Annotated in this window: 13 protein-coding genes, 1 tRNA gene and 1 riboswitch; of the genes, 9 read left to right on the top strand and 5 right to left on the bottom strand. The window is 62.9% G+C overall.

What is annotated here, in order from left to right; genetic code table 11:
- Position 1 precedes the first annotated feature (1 nt).
- Positions 2-637, bottom strand: coding sequence for a L,D-transpeptidase (locus DW352_RS22280; protein ID WP_115693389.1), 636 nt, complete (start codon positions 635-637; stop codon positions 2-4).
- A gap of 313 nt (positions 638-950) precedes the next feature.
- On the opposite strand from DW352_RS22280, the gene DW352_RS22275 reads away from it, so the two are divergent.
- Together DW352_RS22275 and DW352_RS22270 are read left to right on the top strand one after the other, a co-directional pair.
- Positions 951-4478, top strand: a complete 3528-nt coding sequence (locus DW352_RS22275; protein WP_115693388.1) for an EAL domain-containing protein — start codon at positions 951-953, stop codon at positions 4476-4478.
- Positions 4479-4704: 226 nt separating this feature from the next.
- Complete coding sequence (locus DW352_RS22270) at positions 4705-5658, top strand: 1-phosphofructokinase family hexose kinase (RefSeq protein WP_115693387.1); 954 nt, start codon at positions 4705-4707, stop codon at positions 5656-5658.
- 217 nt (positions 5659-5875) lie between these two features.
- Here the strand turns inward: DW352_RS22270 and DW352_RS22265 are convergent, their stop codons facing one another.
- Together DW352_RS22265 and DW352_RS22260 are read right to left on the bottom strand one after the other, a co-directional pair.
- Entirely contained in the window at positions 5876-6574 is a 699-nt protein-coding gene (locus DW352_RS22265) for a glucosaminidase domain-containing protein (RefSeq protein WP_162827130.1), read from the bottom strand.
- 152 nt (positions 6575-6726) lie between these two features.
- Complete coding sequence (locus tag DW352_RS22260) at positions 6727-7530, bottom strand: GntR family transcriptional regulator (protein WP_115693385.1); 804 nt, start codon at positions 7528-7530, stop codon at positions 6727-6729.
- 30 nt (positions 7531-7560) lie between these two features.
- On the opposite strand from DW352_RS22260, the gene DW352_RS22255 reads away from it, so the two are divergent.
- From DW352_RS22255 to DW352_RS22240, 4 genes are all read left to right on the top strand, one after another.
- Positions 7561-8457 carry a fumarylacetoacetate hydrolase family protein gene (locus DW352_RS22255; protein ID WP_115693384.1) on the top strand — a complete coding sequence of 299 codons (897 nt, stop codon included), beginning with the start codon at positions 7561-7563 and terminating at the stop codon, positions 8455-8457.
- 26 nt (positions 8458-8483) lie between these two features.
- Positions 8484-9476, top strand: a complete 993-nt coding sequence (gene dctP / locus DW352_RS22250) for a TRAP transporter substrate-binding protein DctP (protein ID WP_162827129.1) — start codon at positions 8484-8486, stop codon at positions 9474-9476.
- A gap of 174 nt (positions 9477-9650) precedes the next feature.
- On the top strand, positions 9651-10169 hold the full coding sequence (locus DW352_RS22245) for a TRAP transporter small permease (protein WP_115693382.1): 519 nt from the start codon (positions 9651-9653) through the stop codon (positions 10167-10169).
- Positions 10170-10181: 12 nt separating this feature from the next.
- On the top strand, positions 10182-11480 hold the full coding sequence (locus tag DW352_RS22240) for a TRAP transporter large permease (RefSeq protein WP_115693381.1): 1299 nt from the start codon (positions 10182-10184) through the stop codon (positions 11478-11480).
- Positions 11481-11516: 36 nt separating this feature from the next.
- Here DW352_RS22240 and DW352_RS22235 read toward each other — a convergent pair.
- Positions 11517-11590: transfer RNA gene (locus DW352_RS22235), tRNA-Gly, on the bottom strand.
- Between the two features lie 303 nt (positions 11591-11893).
- Here DW352_RS22235 and guaD point away from each other — a divergent pair.
- Positions 11894-13291 carry a guanine deaminase gene (gene guaD / locus DW352_RS22230; RefSeq protein WP_115693380.1) on the top strand — a complete coding sequence of 466 codons (1398 nt, stop codon included), beginning with the start codon at positions 11894-11896 and terminating at the stop codon, positions 13289-13291.
- A 14-nt stretch (positions 13292-13305) separates the two neighbouring features.
- Positions 13306-14271, top strand: a complete 966-nt coding sequence (locus DW352_RS22225) for a putative antibiotic biosynthesis monooxygenase (protein WP_115693379.1) — start codon at positions 13306-13308, stop codon at positions 14269-14271.
- Between the two features lie 15 nt (positions 14272-14286).
- Here DW352_RS22225 and DW352_RS22220 read toward each other — a convergent pair whose 3' ends face one another.
- Positions 14287-15342: a 2'-deoxycytidine 5'-triphosphate deaminase gene (locus DW352_RS22220; RefSeq protein WP_245434506.1), complete on the bottom strand. Its 1056-nt coding sequence runs from the start codon at positions 15340-15342 to the stop codon at positions 14287-14289.
- 121 nt (positions 15343-15463) lie between these two features.
- Positions 15464-15542, top strand: a riboswitch (SAM riboswitch).
- 76 nt (positions 15543-15618) lie between these two features.
- On the opposite strand from DW352_RS22220, the gene DW352_RS22215 reads away from it, so the two are divergent.
- Entirely contained in the window at positions 15619-16806 is a 1188-nt protein-coding gene (locus tag DW352_RS22215; RefSeq protein WP_115693377.1) for an O-succinylhomoserine sulfhydrylase, read from the top strand.
- Positions 16807-16856: the final 50 nt, after the last annotated feature.

The following is a 16856-nucleotide window of genomic DNA, read 5'->3' as shown; positions in this document are numbered from 1 at the left end:
GTCAGCCCTGGATCACCGTAACCGTGGTGCCGACCGGCACGCGGTTGTACAGGTCGATGATGTCCTGGTTGAGCAGGCGGACGCAGCCCGAGGACACCGCACCACCGATGCTGTCCGGCTCGTTGGTGCCGTGCAGACGGAAATAAGTGTCGTGGCCATCGCGATAGAGATAGAGCGCACGGGCGCCGAGCGGGTTCTCGATGCCGCCGGGTAACCCGCCGGCATAAGCGCGATAGCGCGGGATCGACGCGATCATGTTGGCCGTCGGTGTCCAGTGCGGCCACTTCTCCTTGCGGCCGATCACCGCGGTACCGCGGAAATTCAGCGCCTCGGAACGGCCGACGCCGACGGCATACCGATAGGCGCGCCCGCCCGGCTGGATGAGATAGAGCCGGCGCTCGGGGATGTTGACGACAATGCTGCCCGGCTTCTGCGGACCGCGCCAGGCGACCTCAGTGCGCTGCAGGCTCGCGTCGAAGTTGTCCGCAGCGGGGATGAGCACGCCGCCATCATTGACGGCGCCGTAGGTGCCCCAGCCAGCGCCAAAGCCGTCATTGTTTGTGACGCAGCCGGCGGCCAGAAGCGGAAGACCAAGAACGAAAAGGCGGCGGGAGAGACGATCTGCGGGAGGTACCATGGGAATGAATTATGAGCCGTTTCTGGCCGCGCGCTGAGCCGGTCTTCGAGATCCCCAGCAATCGTTGTCGAGCAGACGAAAGGCGCGGGACACACGTTTCATTGCAAAGCGACGTGGGCGACGTGAATGATAAGCTGTCTTGATATAACGGGCTAAGACGAAGCGTAAGTGACCGCGTGCACGCAGCCCTAGACGGTGTCGGCATGTGGCGCGCGGGCAACTATTTACAGCACATTCACCACCGCCGGTAAAATGGAACTAGGTGGCCGATCACCAGAATTTTAGTGAAAGGTCTCGGATTTAATCTGAGATCATGCTTGCGTCTCGGTTTTTTCCCCGCAAAGCCCTACGCGATCACGGCGCGGAGTTCCCGCAGCCGGACGGCGCGAATGCGCGCGCCACCGTCTTTGCATCTCCGGCCTCTCGGCACGCCAATCCCGCCCGGCTGATCGCCGCCGGCGGATTCGTCCTCACCGTTATGATCGCGGTCGCGACCTGGACACTCCTCGCCAGCCTGCGCGCGGATCAAATCAAAGAAACGCAGGGCAATCTGGAGAGGCAGACGCTAATGCTCGCCGAGCAGATCGACCGCAGCATGCAGTCGATCGAACTCATCCAGCAGGCGGTGATCGAACGCGTCAGAAGCCTGGGGATCGTCTCGACCAGAGACTTTGAGGCCCTGATGGTCGACTACGAGACGCACCGGCGTCTCAAGGACCAGATGCGGGGCATGCCGTACATCGACGCTTTGGTCCTTACGAGTCCTGACGGCAAGCTGCTCAACTTCACGCGCGCCTGGCCGATTCCGCAAGACCTTGGAATCCCCCAAAACGCCTTGCCCGCCTTTGAGGCGTTTAAGAACGACCCCGAGCGTATGGTCTTTATCGGCCGGCCGTTGCGCAACCCTATCAATGGCGCCTGGACCATACCAATCGCCCGCCGAATCACGGGCCATCTCGGCGAATATCTCGGAGTCACCTTCGGCACCATCAGCGTCAGCTATCTCGAAGACTATTTCCGATCCGTTTCGAGCAACCAAGACCACTCGATCTCACTGTTTCGGCGCGACGGCACCGTGATCGCCCGGTATCCGGTAAGCGAAACGGTACGCCAACGTTCGTTCGCCAATCGCCCGTTGTTCAATGATGTACTGCCAGCGCGGGGCTTTGGGACACTGATCGAACGCGGCGCGCTCGAAGATCGGCAGCTCATGGTGTCCGGCCGCAACCTGCAGCACTACCCCATGGCAATCGTCGTGATCAAAAGGCTCGACGATGCTTTGACAAGTTGGCGCTACGCCGCCATCTACATTGCCGGCGCCGCGCTCATAATTACGCTGCTGATTGTGGGCGGCGCTACGTTCATGGCGCGCAAATTCGGTCGCAACTTACAGGCACAGAACCGTAAGCTCGATGCCGCCCTCAACAATATGTCGCAAGGCCTGACGATGTTCGACGGCGCCGGGCGGCTGATCGTATACAACGACCGCTATCGTGACCTTTACAAGCTGCCCCCAGAATCACTGAAGTCCGGCATCGCGCTGCGCGACGTGCTGCAGCTCCGGGCCGAAAGCAACACGTGCTTCGTTCCGTCTCATAAGAGCGTGGACAACTACATCGACGAATTGCTTGCCAAGGTGAAAGAAGGAAGCCCGTACTCATTCATTAGCGAGATCGGCGACGGACGCACCATTGCGATCGTCAATCACCCGATGCCGGGCGGCGGTTGGGTGGCGACGCATGACGACATCACCGAAGCCAAGAGGCGCGAGGAATCCTTCCGTCTCCTATTCGATGGCAACCCTATACCAATGTGGGTGCACGATCTTGGCTCGATGCGTTTTCTTGCGGTCAACGAGGCCGCAGTCGCGCATTACGGCTACAGCCGCGAACAGTTCATGACCATGAATGTGTTCGACGTGCGAGTACCGGAGGAGCATGACGATCTAACCGCATTGTTCCGCCGCATCGACGACGCGACTTCTCACGAGCAGATTGCGCGGCACCGGAAAGCGGATGGCAGCGTCATCGACATCGTCGCCAACATGCGCGTCTTGAATTACGAAGGCCATCGCGCAACACTGGTTGCACTGCAAGACGTTACCTCGCGCAAGGCCGCTGACGAACAACTCCGCCGCACCCAGAACTTCCTCGACACAATCATCGAAAACGTGCCCGTTCCGATCCTGGTGAAGGAGGTTCCACCGGCGATCAACGACGTCGCCAAATATCGCTACACCCTGATCAATCGCGCCGCCGAGGACTTGTTCGGCATCAGCCGCGACTACATCATCGGCAAGACCCCGGCCGAACTCTTTCCCCCCGAACAGGCGCGGTTTATCACCACCAATAATGGCGCAACCCTGCACTCCGACTCACCGCTATTCCAGACCGACCATCCGATCGACACGTTCCTGAACGGCCGACGGCTGGCTACGGCGAAGAGCGTTGCCGTACGCGATGGCCACTGCCGGCCGCAATATCTCGTCACGGTCCTCGAAGACGTCACCGACCGACGGCGCGCCGAGCAGGGAATTGCCCGCATGGCCCACCACGACGCGCTGACGGACCTGCCGAACCGCACCGCATTCAACGCCGCCATCGAGAGCGCGATCGAAAGGGCGGAGAAGAACGGCGAAGCTTTCGTACTGCTCTCGCTCGATCTCGACGGCTTCAAGGAGGCGAACGACAGCTATGGTCACGCTGTCGGCGATGCATTGTTGCGCGAGGTCGCACGCCGCTTGCAACTCGCGGCGGACCAGGATTTCGCCGCGCGTATCGGTGGCGACGAGTTCACCGTGATCGTGACCGGCCGCCGCCAACCCGAAACGGCCTTCGTAGTGGCCGAGCGCCTGATAGCGAGCATCAGCGACGACATCGAAATCGACGATCGTCGCGTAAGTATCGGCGCGACGGTCGGCGGCGCGATTTACCCTACGGATGGCGCCGACGCCAGGATGCTGATGATCAACGCCGACATGGCGCTCTATCGGGCAAAGGCCGCTGCCCGCGGTTCGGTCGTATTCTACGAGCCGGCCATGGGCGACCAGCAACGGGAACGCCGTGCGCTCCAGGACGAACTGCGCTTTGCCATCGCCCGCGACGAACTGCTGCTCCATTACCAGCCGCAATTCAAGATCGCGGGCGAGATCGTCGGTTTTGAAGCTTTGGTCCGCTGGCAATCGCCGGGACGCGGCTTGGTGTCGCCAGCGCAGTTCATCCCGATCGCCGAGGAATGCGGGTTGATTATGCCGCTTGGAGACCTCGTCTTACGGCACGCCTGCCGCGAGGCGGCGCGCTGGCACATGCCGCTGACCGTGGCGGTGAACATTTCTCCGGCTCAGTTCCGCAACGGCGACTTGCCACATCAGGTGCACACCGTATTGATGGAAACTGGCCTATCGCCCGCCCGCCTCGAGCTCGAAATCACCGAGAGCGTATTGATCGACGATTTTTCACGCGCCATCTCGATCCTGTCACGTCTCAAGGCCCTCGGCGTTCGCATCACGCTCGATGATTTCGGCACCGGCTATTCGTCGCTGTCCTATCTGCACTCGTTCTCGTTCGACAAGATCAAGATCGACCGCGCTTTTATCGGCGACTTGGCGACCAATCGGCACTCCAAGGCGATCGTGCGCGCGGTAATCGACCTTGGGCATAGCCTCAACGTGCCGATCCTTGCCGAGGGCGTGGAAACGTCCGAGCAGCTTGCGCTGCTTGAACAGAGCGGCTGTGACGAAGTGCAGGGCTACCTGACAGGACGGCCAGAGCCAATCGCGGAATACGGCGACCTCACCGGCCGAATACATGTGCGTCCACGTGGCTATGCAGCCGCAGGCTGACGACGATCAGACTCCCTGCCGCGACAGCCATTAAAGCGATCGACCCACTGTTCCCCCGGCAACGACCCAGCGATGCGGCATCGCACCACATCACCGGGAACAGTCATTGCGCGCGTGCGTTGACGGCCCGCGGGGCACTCCTCGTGGCCTTCGCCGCAGATGCAATTCGACAAGATATGAACTAATTTCTACGACACGATTGAGAACTGCAAGAAGCGGACAAGCCGTGCCGGACATCGCCACCATCACCATCAATCCTGCCGTGGATATTTTCTTCAACGTCGACCGCGTGGAGCCGACGCGCAAGCTGCGCTGCTCGGCGCCCAAACGCGACCCAGGCGGCGGCGGCATCAACGTTGCGCGTGCCGCCCATAGGCTCGGCGGCAGCGTCGTCGCAATTTATCCGATCGGCGGCGTCATCGGCAAACTGTTACAGCGGCTGGTGGAGCGCGAAGGCATCGACAGCATCGTCACGCCATCCCACGTCGAGACACGCGAAAACTTCACCGCGTACGAAGAGTCGACGGGCGATCAATACCGCTTCGTCTTGCCGGGATCGACGTTGCACCGCGCGGAATGGGAAGCGTGCCTAGATAAGCTGGTCACGTTGCCGGAAAAGCCGAAATTCGTCGTCGCCAGCGGCAGCGTGCCGCCGGGCGTGCAGGACGATTTCTTCGGTCAAGTCGCGCGTGCCGCCGAGCGGCTCGGTGCGAAGACGGTTGTCGATACATCCGGCCCGGCGCTGGGCGAAGCGCTCAAGGAAGGCATTTGCCTGGTCAAGCCTAATCAGAACGAACTGAGCGAGTTCGTCGGAGCGCCGCTCAGTACTGATTCAGAGCGCATTTCCGCCTGCCGCAAGCTGATCGACGACAAGCGCACCGAAATGGTTGCGCTGACGCTGGGCGAGGATGGTTCGCTGCTGGTGACGAAAGACGGTGCTTGGCGCGCCGAGGCAATGAAGATCGACGTCGTAAGTGCCGTTGGCGCCGGGGATAGCTTTCTCGGCGGGCTCGTCGCGGGGCTCGCGAAGAGTTTGCCCCTCGATCAAGCGTTTCGTCTGGCGGTCGCTGCCGGCACCGCCGCTGTTATGAGCCCGGGCACGGAGCTGTGCCGTGAGCAGGACGTCAAGCGCCTTCTAACAGACGTAAAGATCACAGCGATCGCCACGGCCGCCGCTTGATCATTGGCTCGCGTGTTCTTGGCTCGTGGCAGGGTACAATTCATTCTGCACGACGCCATACATTCCGAGCCAAAAGATCACCGGCAAATAAAAGAGCATTGGCATTGACGTTAACTCCTATACGGCGGGCTAACGTCCGGCGTTTCAGGCGAGTTCCAACCGATCACGCGAGCGTGGCAATCGATCACGGCGCCGTGCGCGAAAGACAAACTGGGGACTAGCGGTTGGCCACGTTCTGCGGCCCGCAGAAGCGGCTCTCATACTTATCGGCGATACGCTGCATCGTGGTGGCATAGCCGTTCTTGTCGCTGCCGGTCCATTGCCGCGCGAGATCGCTGAAGGTGACGGGCCGCTTCAGACGGCGCATGACCTCCTGCACGTCGTGCTGCACCTGACGTGTGCGGTTGGCGACAGGTTCGGGCACCCGCGTCGTCGAGTACATCAACACGTGCTGCAGATGCGCTAGCACGCCGGTGGTAACGTCCTTGAAACGCTCGCCGGGTTTGCCACTGATCGCGGCGCCGACGCCCGCGAAGTTGTTGTCTTGCGGCACAACGGAGGCGGGCACGCCGTTCGGGCGCAGGAAGGTCAGGTAATTGGTCTCGATCAGCATTTGGAAGAACGCGTAATCCCAGCGCACGGCGACACATTTCTCCGGCGCGCGCGCAACGCAAGAACCGAGCCGCTGGTAAGTGGAGGCGATATCGGCAAAGCGCGGATCGACAGCCGGTGCAGGGTGACGCGCGCTGTTGCGCTCTTCGACGAACTGCATCAGGCGAGCCGGCTGAACACAGGCCGGCACGGCATTGTCTGGGCCGGCGACGATGGCCGGAAGGCTGCCGGCGATCGCAGACCCTGCGAGCAGCATACACACGGACAACACCGAGACACACACGGCGACGCGACGCAAAGACATGGGTCGACGCGTGTAGACAATTTTAGTTAATAGCTGCTTGAAGGCTCGCAGAACCGCCCGCCGCCTCATCCCCGTACCCCTGTTGTAGGGGCCGCGTAACACGCGGTGCGACGGAACCGGGCTTACTTCCTTACCGGCAGGTCCTTTGGGCCTTAGGTGTTGCTGCTTTTAAACAGGTCGGCAACGAAGTTCCATGTGCGGGTCAAGTGCTCGCGCAGCAGCCCGACTGCTTGCGGGTCGCGCCTCAGCGTCGCTTCGAGCAACGCGCGATGCTCCTGGGTGATGTCGCGGATCAGGAGTTCCGAGGGGCTGCGCAAGAGGCGCAGGGCGCGATAGCGCTCGGTCTGCTCCACCGTTTGTTCAACCAGCCGCAGCAAGCGCGGCGCCGGCGCTGCGACAACCAGCGCCGCGTGGAAAGCCCGGTGGCGCGCTTCCCATTCCATCGCCCGGCTGGCGCGCTCGTCTTCTGGGCCAGTACCCGGCAAAGGCGCACGCTCTAGCCGGTGGCAGGCAGCGACGGCCGCCGCTTCCCAGTGATCGTCGCCATGCTTCATGGCCAGGGCGAGGGCCTCGCATTCGAGCGCGATGCGGATGCGATAAACATCGTCGAGATCGGCGCAGGACGGCAAGGGCACCCGCACGCCCTTATGGCCGCTCGCCACCAGGAAGCCCTCGCCGACCAGGCGCGCCAGGGCCTCGCGCAACGGGCTGATGCCGCAGCCGTACCGCGCCAACAATTCGCGCGTCAGCAAGGCCGCGCCGGGCGTGAATGCCCCGGTCAGAAGGTCAGCTTTGATCTGTTCGTAGACTTGCTCGGCGACGGTCCGGCCGGCCCGGGCGGCATCCATGAGGGTCATGGCGCTTGTCTGCCCCGATTTGCGCGGCCCGTCAATGTTTTCCAATTTGCGTACTATTTTCCAAAATCCGTTGACTCGCGCCGAGACACGGACCAGCATGACCCTGCGAGACAAGGAAGAGGCGCGGACATGTGGGCTGTGGCGACGGCTGAAATCGACGGCAAGGCGGTGCCCTGCCTTCAGGTCGAGGGTCGGCTCTACCCTTTCCCGAGTCTCGACATGGGGCTGCCTTCGGCCACCATCGACCTGTTCGTCGACTGGGCGGGCGCCAATGCGCGGCTTGAGGACCTCGCCGCCAAGATCGCCAATGGCGCAGGTCCAGCGCCGCTGCCAGCCGGCAGCAAATTGCTGGCCCCGCTGCTCTATCCGGGCAAAATCCTCTGCGCCGGTGCCAATTACTACGATCACATGGCCGAGATGGGCTTCCCCGGCGTCAAAAAGGAAACGCAGCGGCTCTTCTTCTTTATGAAGCCCCCGCGTAATGCGGTCGTGGGTCCGGGCGCAACTGTGGTGAAACCACGCGGCACGCAGAAGTACGACTGGGAGATCGAACTCGCCGCCGTCATTGGCAAGACCGCGCGTTACGTCACGCCAGAGCAGGCGCTCGAGCACGTCGCCGGCTACACCATCGCCATCGACATGTCGGCGCGCGACTTCAACATGGCGCCCGACCAGTTCTACAAACTCGACTGGGTCGCCGGCAAAGCGACCGACACCGGCTGCCCGATGGGCCCGTGCATCGTGCCGGCATCAGCCTTCGCCGACGTGCAGAACATCCCGCTCAAGCTGTCGGTCAACGGCGTCGTCAAACAGGATTCGACGACCGCGCAGATGATCTTCTCCGTCGCCGAGCAGATCGCGCGCGCCTCCGAAATCATGACGCTCGATCCGGGCGACGTGATCCTCACCGGCACACCGGCGGGCGTCGGCGTGCCGAAAGGCACTTTCCTGAACGTGGGTGACCGCATCGACGCCGAGATCGCCGGCATCGGCACATTGTCGGTCAGCATCGCACGCGAAGCGTGAGCTCGATAACAGAGGGGATGAGAGCCATGACGACACGCAGACAATTCGTTGCCGGCGCGTTGGCCGGCGTTGCCGCCGGCAGCCTGATCGGCCGCGCCGAGGCGCAAAGCGGCACGCAGATTCGCATCTCGACCGCCGCGCCGCCGAGCGACTTCCTCGCGAAGGCGCTGGAGCAACTCAAGACCGAGGTCGAAGCCGCCAATGTCGGCCTGAATGTCAGCGTGCATCCGGCCTCCACGCTGTTCAAACAAGGCACCGAAGTGCCGGCTCTCCAGCGCGGCAATCTCGAAATGAGCACCATGACCACCTTCGAGGTGGCGCAACAGGTGCCGGCGCTCGGTCTGTTCAACCGCGGCTATCTGTTCAAGGACTACGCGCATATGCGCCGCGTCTTCGACGGCCCGATCGGCGCGGACTATCGCAAGATCGTCGCGGACAAGATGGGCATCGAGATCCTCGCCACGCCTTATCTCGGCACGCGCCAGGTCAACCTGCGCCAGAAGCGCAATGTGAAGTCGCCCGCCGACCTTGCGGGCGTGAAGATGCGCATGACGGCGGGCCCGGAATGGCTGCTGCTCGGCCGCTCGCTCGGCGTCAGTCCGGTGCCGATGGGCATGCCGGAAGTCTATCTCGCGCTGAAGACCGGCACCGTGGACGGCCAGGAGAACCCGCTCTCCATCCTCAATGCCGCCAAGTTCTACGAAGTGACCGAGCAGGTGATACTGACCTCGCACATGATCCAGCCGGTGTTCTTCAATATCGCCAAACCCGTCTGGGACAAGCTGAGCGCGGCGCAGAAGAAGGCACTGCAGGACGCGGCGATCAAGACTGCCAAGGCCGGCAGCGATGCCCGCCTTGCCGACGAGACCAACATCGCCTCGGCGCTGAAGCAGCGCGGTCTTTCGGTCGACGAAATCGACTTGGCACCGTTCCGCGCCGAAGCCGACAAAGTCTATGCCGGCTCCGACTACGCCAAGTCGTGGGACAAGGCGCTGCTCGACCGCGCGCTCAAGGCGTAAGCGCTGAACCTGATCCGTTGGACTGCAATCGCCTATACTCCGCTCGTCCCAGCGCAAGAAGCACAGCTCAGTACCAAGTCCCCTGGATTCCGGATTGCGCGGGAATGAGCGGAGCGTGTTGCAGCGTCACCGGAAAACAGCAATTCCATCAGATATACTGAAAATGTCGAAGTCATGAGCGCGCCGCAGCAGGACGATGACGCCAGCAACCAGCCCACCGGCTGGGCGGGCCGCGCACGCTCCTTCGCGAACCTCGTCTCGGGCCTGATGTTCGCGTCAGTGTTCCTGATCTTCAATTACAAGATCATCACCCGCTATCTCGAGCACGATGAGGCGGTGTGGGCCGACGAAGTGTCGGTGATCCTGTTCATCTGGATCATCTTCTGGGCCAGCGCTTTTCTGGTGCGCGACAAGGAACAGATCACCTTCGACCTCGTCTATCGCCATGTTGGCGACAACGCCAAGCGCTGGATGGCGCTTTGCCGCCTCGTCCTTGTCGGCGGCATCTTCCTCTGGGCCCTGCCCGGCTCACTCGACTACATCATGTTCCTATGGCGTGAGCGCACGCCGGTGCTCGATTGGCGCCTTGATTATGTCTACTCCTGCTTCGGCATTTTCCTCGTCGCCGTCGTCGTGCGCTCCGCCTTCGGCATCGTGAAGCTTCTCGGCCCGCATTGGCGCCGTTTCATCTAGAGGGCCGAGACGATGTCCGAAGGTCTGTGGGTCCTGCTCGGCGTATTCACGCTCGCCGCTGTGCTCGGGGCCCCACTCGGCCTGTCGATGCTGGCCGCGGGCTTCGCTTACCTCATCTCGTCGCATCAGGACGTTGGCCTCGTCGTCGATCAGACCATGAACGGTCTGTACAACAGCTATCTTCTCATCGCCGTGCCGCTGTTCATTTTCGTCGCCAACATCATGAACGCGAGCGGCGTGATCGAGCGCCTGCTCGGCTTCGGCGCGGCGATGGTCGGCCACCTGCCGGGTGGCCTCGCCCAGGTCAACGTCGTCTCGAACCTGATCTTCTCCGGCATGAGCGGCAGCGCGGTCGCCGACGCCTCGGGCCCCGGCCTGATCGTCGCGCGGATGATGACCAAGAACGGCCGCTACCCGGCCGGCTTCGCCGCGGCAACCTCAGTCGTATCGGCGACGCTCGGGCCGCTAATGCCGACGTCGATCCCGATGATCTTCTACGCGCTGATCGCCAATGCCTCGGTCGGCGCCATGTTTCTCGGCGGCCTCGTGCCGGCGGCGTTGATGGCGCTGTCGATGATGGTCGTCATCGGAATCGTCGCCCGCCGCCGCAACTTCCCGCGTGAGGAGCGCGTGCCGTGGTCGGATATGCCGCACGTGCTTGGTCGGGCGGTGCTACCGCTCGCTCTACCGGGCATCCTGCTCGGCCTCATCTACTCGGGCGTGACCACGCCGACCGAAGCCGCAGCCATCGCCGCGAGCTATGCGCTGATCCTGGCGCTCGTGGTCTACCGCACGCTCCGCCTGCCGCAGTTGCTGACCGTGATCTCGGACACGGTGCGCGCCACAGCGATGATCGCGCTGATCATGGCCGGCGCCTTCGTGTTCAACTACGCGGTGGCGAACGAGAACGTGCCGCAGCTCATCCGCAACACCTTTACGGCGTGGAATCTATCGGCGACCGGATTCCTGCTCTGCGTCGACGTGTTGATGCTTGGCCTCGCCATCGTGCTTGACGAGGTCACGATCCTGTTGGTGATAGTGCCCCTCCTGGTGCCGATCGCGCAAAGCCTCCACATCGATCTCGTGCATTTCGGCATCGTCATCGTCGTCAACATGATGGTCGGGCTGACGCTGCCGCCGCACGGCCTGCTGCTGTTCGTGATGGCCGGCCTCACCGGCACGCCGCTGTCGGAAATCTTCCGCGAGGTGCCGCCCTTCATCGTGGCGATGCTGGGCATCGTCCTCTTGGTGACGTTCTTCCCCGAGCTCGCACTCTGGGTGCCGCGCGTCGCCGGGCTGATCAAGCCCTGACGATCGCCGATTCTCGTTGGAAACCTGCGGGAAAGTTGGAGCGGGCGAAGGGAATCGAACCCTCGTATGCAGCTTGGGAAGCTGCCGTTCTACCATTGAACTACGCCCGCGTCGGCCGGGACCATAGCGAAAGCAGGGGCGGTCCGGCAAGCAGGACGTCGTCTTGGCCAGCTTCAGCCTGTCGGCGCCCGACTTTTACGGGGCCCTAACCAGAGGCGAGCATTCCGTCCCGCGCAACGGGACGAACCGCTTGCAGACAGCATTCCCCCGGTTCCGACTTAACCAAATCTAATGCCTGTATCGCCCATAAGTTGCCGCGACGCCTGTTGCGGCCTCGGCGCCGCACGCGTGCCGTTCACGACATCGCTCCCTGACCGCTGCGTTCAACATCCGCCTTACGGGAAACTCTCGCCATGAGCACCATCGGAATCCGAGGGACTTTTTTCGACTTCGTCGACGACCCGTGGAAACACCTTGGCAAGGAGCAGGAAGCCGCCCGCTTCCACCAAGACGGTCTGCTGGTCGTGACCGACGGCATCATCCGTGAGTTCGGCGCCTACGATACGCTGGCAGCCGCCCATCCCGGCATTGCGATCACGCATATCAAAGACCGCATCATCGTTCCCGGCTTCATCGACGGCCACATTCATCTGCCGCAGACCCGCGTGCTCGGTGCCTATGGCGAGCAACTCCTGCCGTGGCTGCAGATGTCGATCTATCCTGAGGAGATCAAATACAAAGACCGCAATTATGCCCGCGAGGGCGTGAAGCGCTTTCTCGACGCGCTGCTCGCCGCCGGCACCACGACCTGCCAAGCCTTCACCAGTTCGTCGCCCGTCGCGACGGAAGAGCTTTTCGAGGAGGCGGGCCGGCGCAACATGCGCGTCATCTCCGGCCTCACCGGCATCGACCGCAACGCGCCGGCCGACTTCATCGACACGCCCGAGAATTTCTACCGCGACAGTAAACGGCTGATTGCTCAGTATCATAACAAAGGCCGCAATCTTTACGCGATCACGCCGCGCTTTGCCTTCGGCGCTTCGCCGGATCTGCTCAAGGCGTGCCAACGCCTGAAGCAGGAACACCCGGACTGCTGGGTCAACACCCACATCTCCGAGAACCCTGCCGAATGCCGCGGCGTGCTGATCGAGCATCCCGACTGCCAGGACTATCTCGGCGTTTACGAGAAGTTCGGCCTGGTCGGCCCGAAGTTCTCCGGCGGACACGGCGTGTATCTCACCAACAGCGAATTCCGCCGTATGTCGAAGAGCGGCGCCGCCGTGGTGTTCTGCCCTTGCTCCAACCTCTTCCTCGGCAGCGGTCTGTTCCGCCTCGGCCGCGCCACCGACCCCGAGCACCGAGTGAAGATGTCGTTCGGCACCGACATGGGCGGCGGCAACCGCTTCTCGATGCTCAATGTGCTCGACGACGCCTATAAGGTCGGCATGTGCAACAACACCATGCTCGACGGCAGCATCGATCCGGTTCGCATGGATGTCGCGGAAGCTGAGCGCAACAAGCTTTCGCCCTATCGCGGCTTCTGGTCGGTCACGCTGGGCGGCGCCGAAGGCCTCTACATCGACGACAAGCTCGGCAACTTCCAGCCAGGCAAAGAAGCCGACTTCGTTGCCCTGGACGTCAACGCCGGACCGCTGGCGCAGGCTTGGCATCAATCGCTGATCGCCGAAGATGGCCGGCCGCACACCGTCGAGCAGGCGGCCAATTTGCTGTTCAGCGTGATGATGGTCGGCGACGACCGCTGCGTCGACGAGACCTGGGTCATGGGCAAGCGCCTCTACAAGAAGAACTGAGCGGATAGCGCCCGATGTCTGCCAGCCAGGAGCCCCCTGACGGCCCGGTCGCCCTCGTCATCCAGCGACGTATCGCCGACGAGGGCTTCGCCGCGTTCGCACGCTGGAACGGCAGGGTCGGCGAAGAGCTCAAGTCCTGGCCGGGCTTTCTCGGTCAGGAGGTGGTGGCGCCGCAGCCGCCGGGCATTGTCGACTGGGTGCAGGTCCTGCGCTTCGGCAACGCGGCGGGCGCCCGCGCGTGGCTGCAGAGCGATGTACGGGCCCGCCTCGTCGACGAGGTGCGACCGTATTTCGTCGGGCCGGAGGACGTTCACATCCTGCCCGACACCGGCGTGCAGAAGGACACGGCGGTTTCCGTCGTCATCTCCTTCAAGGTGCCACCCGGGCTGGAGCGCGATTTCCTTGCTTGGCAGCAACGCATCCAGGCCGCCGAGGCGAAGTTCAAAGGCTTCCTGCGCCACAAGATCGAGCACCCGCTGCCCGGTCTGCACGACGACTGGATCATCATCCTGGCCTTCAACAGCGAGACCAATCTCAACGCTTGGCTCGAGTCGCCGGTGCGTGAGCAACTGCTGAACGAGGGCAAGCGCTTCAATGTCGACATGAACCTGAAGCGCGCGGGCTACGGCTTCAATTTCTGGTTCCCCACCGGCCAGACCGCGCCGCAAGGTCCCTCTTTCATCCTCAAGAGCAACCTCATCGTCCTACTGGTGCTCTATCCGACGGTCTTTCTCTGGGGCCACTTCATCAGCAAGCCGCTGATCGACGCGCACGGCGTGCCGTTCTGGCTGTCGCTGTTCGTCGGCAATCTCGTGAGCACGCAGCTGCTCGGCTGGTGGTTCGTGCCGGCAGCCTTCAAGGCCTTCGGCTGGTGGCTCGACCCGAAAACCACGGCCGGGCGGGTCGGCGGCTATTGTGTCGTCGCGGCGCTCTATGCCGTTTCCATGGCCGTTTATGCCTTCTTGCTCGCTCGCAACTGAGGCAAGAGCGGGGACTTACGCCTTGAAGTGCTTGGACAGCTTCAGGGTCTGCGCCTGATAGTTCGAGCCAATGCCCTGGCCGTAGAGCTTGTCCGGCATCGCCAGCATCTTCTCGTAGACGAGCCGGCCGACGATCTGGCCATGCTCGAGAATGAACGGCACTTCGCGCGAGCGCACTTCGAGCACGGCGCGCGCGCCCTTGCCACCCGCGCCGGCATAGCCGAAGCCGGGATCGAAGAAGCCGGCGTAGTGGACGCGGAATTCGCCGACCAACGGATCGAACGGCACCATCTCGGCGGCGTAGCCGGGCGGGACCTGCACCGCCTCCTTGGAGGCGAGGATATAGAACTCGTTGGGATCGAGGATCAGGCTCTTGTCGGCACGCGCCGGAATTGGCTCCCAGAAATCCGGAACCGCATAGCCGGCCCGCCGCTCGACATCGATCAAGCCGGTGTGGCGCTTGGCGCGATAGCCGACCAGGCCGCCGGGGCCGAGACCGGACAGGTCAACGCCGACTGCCACGCCTTCGCTGACGTCCGCATTGTCGCTGTCGACCAGGCGCTCACGCGCATGCAGCGCGCGCAGGCCGTCCGCATCGAGCAGTGCGTGGCCATGACGGAAGCGGATTTGCGACAGCCGCGAACCCTCACGCACCAGCACCGGGAAGGTGCGTGGACTGATCTCAGCGTAGAGCGGGCCGTGATACCCGGCGGCGATGCGGTCGAAGCCGCGGATCTCGTCGGCAATGACGCGGGTGAACACGTCAAGCCGGCCCGTGGAGCTCTTCGGGTTGGCGGCCGCAACGATATCATCCGGCAGCGCCAGGCTCTCGAGCAGCGGCACAATGTAGACGCAACCGGTCTCCAGTACGGCACCGTCGGTGAGCGAGAACTCATGCAGCTTGAGCTCGTCAATGCGCTTGGCGACGGTTGTGGAGCCGGGCAGGAAGCTGGCGCGCACGCGATAGGCGACATCGCCGAGGCGCAAATCGAGGCTCGCCGGCTGAATCTGGTCCGCCGCGAATTGATAGGCGGGCAGGATCCCACCATCCGCGGCGAGCTGCGCGATCATGCGGTCAGGCAGAATGCCCTTGTCTTCGACGGCGAAAGTGAGAGCCACGACCTTTACTCCAGACGAGCCGATCTAACCCGACGGGTGCCTTGACGGGAAGCCGTGCGCCCCGCTACAAGCGGCCTTATCCCGTGGTCATTTGAGCCGGCCGGCTTGCAGCCACGTAAAACAAATCGCTAAAAGGCCGGGGACGCGTGTGCCCGGCCGAGATTATTCTCCGGCCGGTTTTTTGTTGCCCGCGCGGGACCGGAGCCCGGCAGGCTCAAGGAGGTCGGCATGGCTGCGTCTGAGAAGAATTACCGCCCCGAAACAATCCTCGTCCACGGCGGCACACTGCGCTCGCAATTCAACGAGATGTCCGAGGCGCTCTACCTCACGCAGGGCTACATTTACGAGAGCGCCGAGGCCTGCGAGGCCCGCTTCTCCGGCAAAATCCCCGGTTACGTCTACTCGCGCTATTCGAACCCGACTATGAGCATGTTCGAGCAGCGCATGGCGCAGCTCGAAGGCGCCGAGGCCTCACGGTCGACGGCGACAGGCATGGCAGCCGTCACCACCGCGCTGATGGGCCAGGTCAAAGCCGGCGATCACATCGTCGCGGCCAAGGCCCTGTTCGGCTCGTGCCGTTGGGTCATCGAGGACTGGCTCGGCCGTTTCGGCGTCACCTCGACCTTGGTCGACGGCGCCGATCTCAACCAATGGAAAAACGCCGTCACCAAGAACACAAAGGTGTTCTTCATGGAGACGCCGACCAACCCGACCTTGGAGGTCTATGACATCCAGGCCGTCGCCGACATCGCACACAATGCCGGCGCGACGCTCACGGTCGACAACGTGTTCGCGACGCCCCTCTACCAGAGCCCGCTCAAGCTCGGCGCCGATTGCGTCGTTTACTCTGCGACCAAGCACATCGACGGCCAGGGTCGCGTGCTGGGCGGCTGCATTCTCGCCTCCGAGAAGTTCATCATGGACAACGTGCACAATCTGATCCGGCAGACCGGACCGTCGTTGTCACCGTTCAATGCGTGGGTGCTGCTCAAGGGTCTCGAGACGCTGCCGGTACGCGTCGAGCGGCAGACCAAGAGTGCCGCCGCGATTGCCGATGCACTGGCCGGCCACAAGAAGCTCACGCGCCTGATCTACCCAGGGCGCAAGGATCATCCCCAGGCCGACGTCGTTGCCAAGCAGATGAAGGCAGGCTCGACACTCGTTTCATTCGAGGTGAAGGGCGGCAAGGAAGGCGCATTCCGTTTCCTGAACGGGCTCAAGCTCACCGGTATCACCAACAATCTCGGCGACTCCAAGAGCCTGATCACGCATCCGACCACAACGACGCATCAGCGTCTGACGCCGGAGCAGCGCGCTGAACTCGGCATCGGTGATGGTTTGGTGCGTTTCTCCGCCGGTCTCGAACATCAGGATGACCTGATCGAGGACCTGCTGACCGCGCTGGACAAAGTCTAACCGCGCGACCACGCGTCAAACATTCGGACGTCGCCGGCCGCGTTTACGCC

Origin of the sequence: Pseudolabrys taiwanensis (assembly GCF_003367395.1) — a bacterium.
In the GTDB taxonomy this organism is placed as follows: domain Bacteria; phylum Pseudomonadota; class Alphaproteobacteria; order Rhizobiales; family Xanthobacteraceae; genus Pseudolabrys; species Pseudolabrys taiwanensis.
This window is presented reverse-complemented; position numbering and strand designations above follow the sequence as displayed.

What these genes read in the sequence shown, in the direction of transcription:
- DW352_RS22280 (WP_115693389.1), bottom strand. Translation starts at nt 637, where the DNA reads ATGGTACCTCCCGCAGATCGTCTCTCCCGCCGCCTTTTCGTTCTTGGT.
- DW352_RS22275 (WP_115693388.1), top strand. Translation starts at nt 951, where the DNA reads ATGCTTGCGTCTCGGTTTTTTCCCCGCAAAGCCCTACGCGATCACGGC.
- DW352_RS22265 (WP_162827130.1), bottom strand. Translation starts at nt 6,574, where the DNA reads ATGTCTTTGCGTCGCGTCGCCGTGTGTGTCTCGGTGTTGTCCGTGTGT.
- DW352_RS22260 (WP_115693385.1), bottom strand. Translation starts at nt 7,530, where the DNA reads ATGCTGGTCCGTGTCTCGGCGCGAGTCAACGGATTTTGGAAAATAGTA.
- DW352_RS22255 (WP_115693384.1), top strand. Translation starts at nt 7,561, where the DNA reads ATGTGGGCTGTGGCGACGGCTGAAATCGACGGCAAGGCGGTGCCCTGC.
- dctP (WP_162827129.1), top strand. Translation starts at nt 8,484, where the DNA reads ATGACGACACGCAGACAATTCGTTGCCGGCGCGTTGGCCGGCGTTGCC.
- DW352_RS22245 (WP_115693382.1), top strand. Translation starts at nt 9,651, where the DNA reads ATGAGCGCGCCGCAGCAGGACGATGACGCCAGCAACCAGCCCACCGGC.
- DW352_RS22240 (WP_115693381.1), top strand. Translation starts at nt 10,182, where the DNA reads ATGTCCGAAGGTCTGTGGGTCCTGCTCGGCGTATTCACGCTCGCCGCT.
- guaD (WP_115693380.1), top strand. Translation starts at nt 11,894, where the DNA reads ATGAGCACCATCGGAATCCGAGGGACTTTTTTCGACTTCGTCGACGAC.
- DW352_RS22225 (WP_115693379.1), top strand. Translation starts at nt 13,306, where the DNA reads ATGTCTGCCAGCCAGGAGCCCCCTGACGGCCCGGTCGCCCTCGTCATC.
- DW352_RS22220 (WP_245434506.1), bottom strand. Translation starts at nt 15,342, where the DNA reads ATGATCGCGCAGCTCGCCGCGGATGGTGGGATCCTGCCCGCCTATCAA.
- DW352_RS22215 (WP_115693377.1), top strand. Translation starts at nt 15,619, where the DNA reads ATGGCTGCGTCTGAGAAGAATTACCGCCCCGAAACAATCCTCGTCCAC.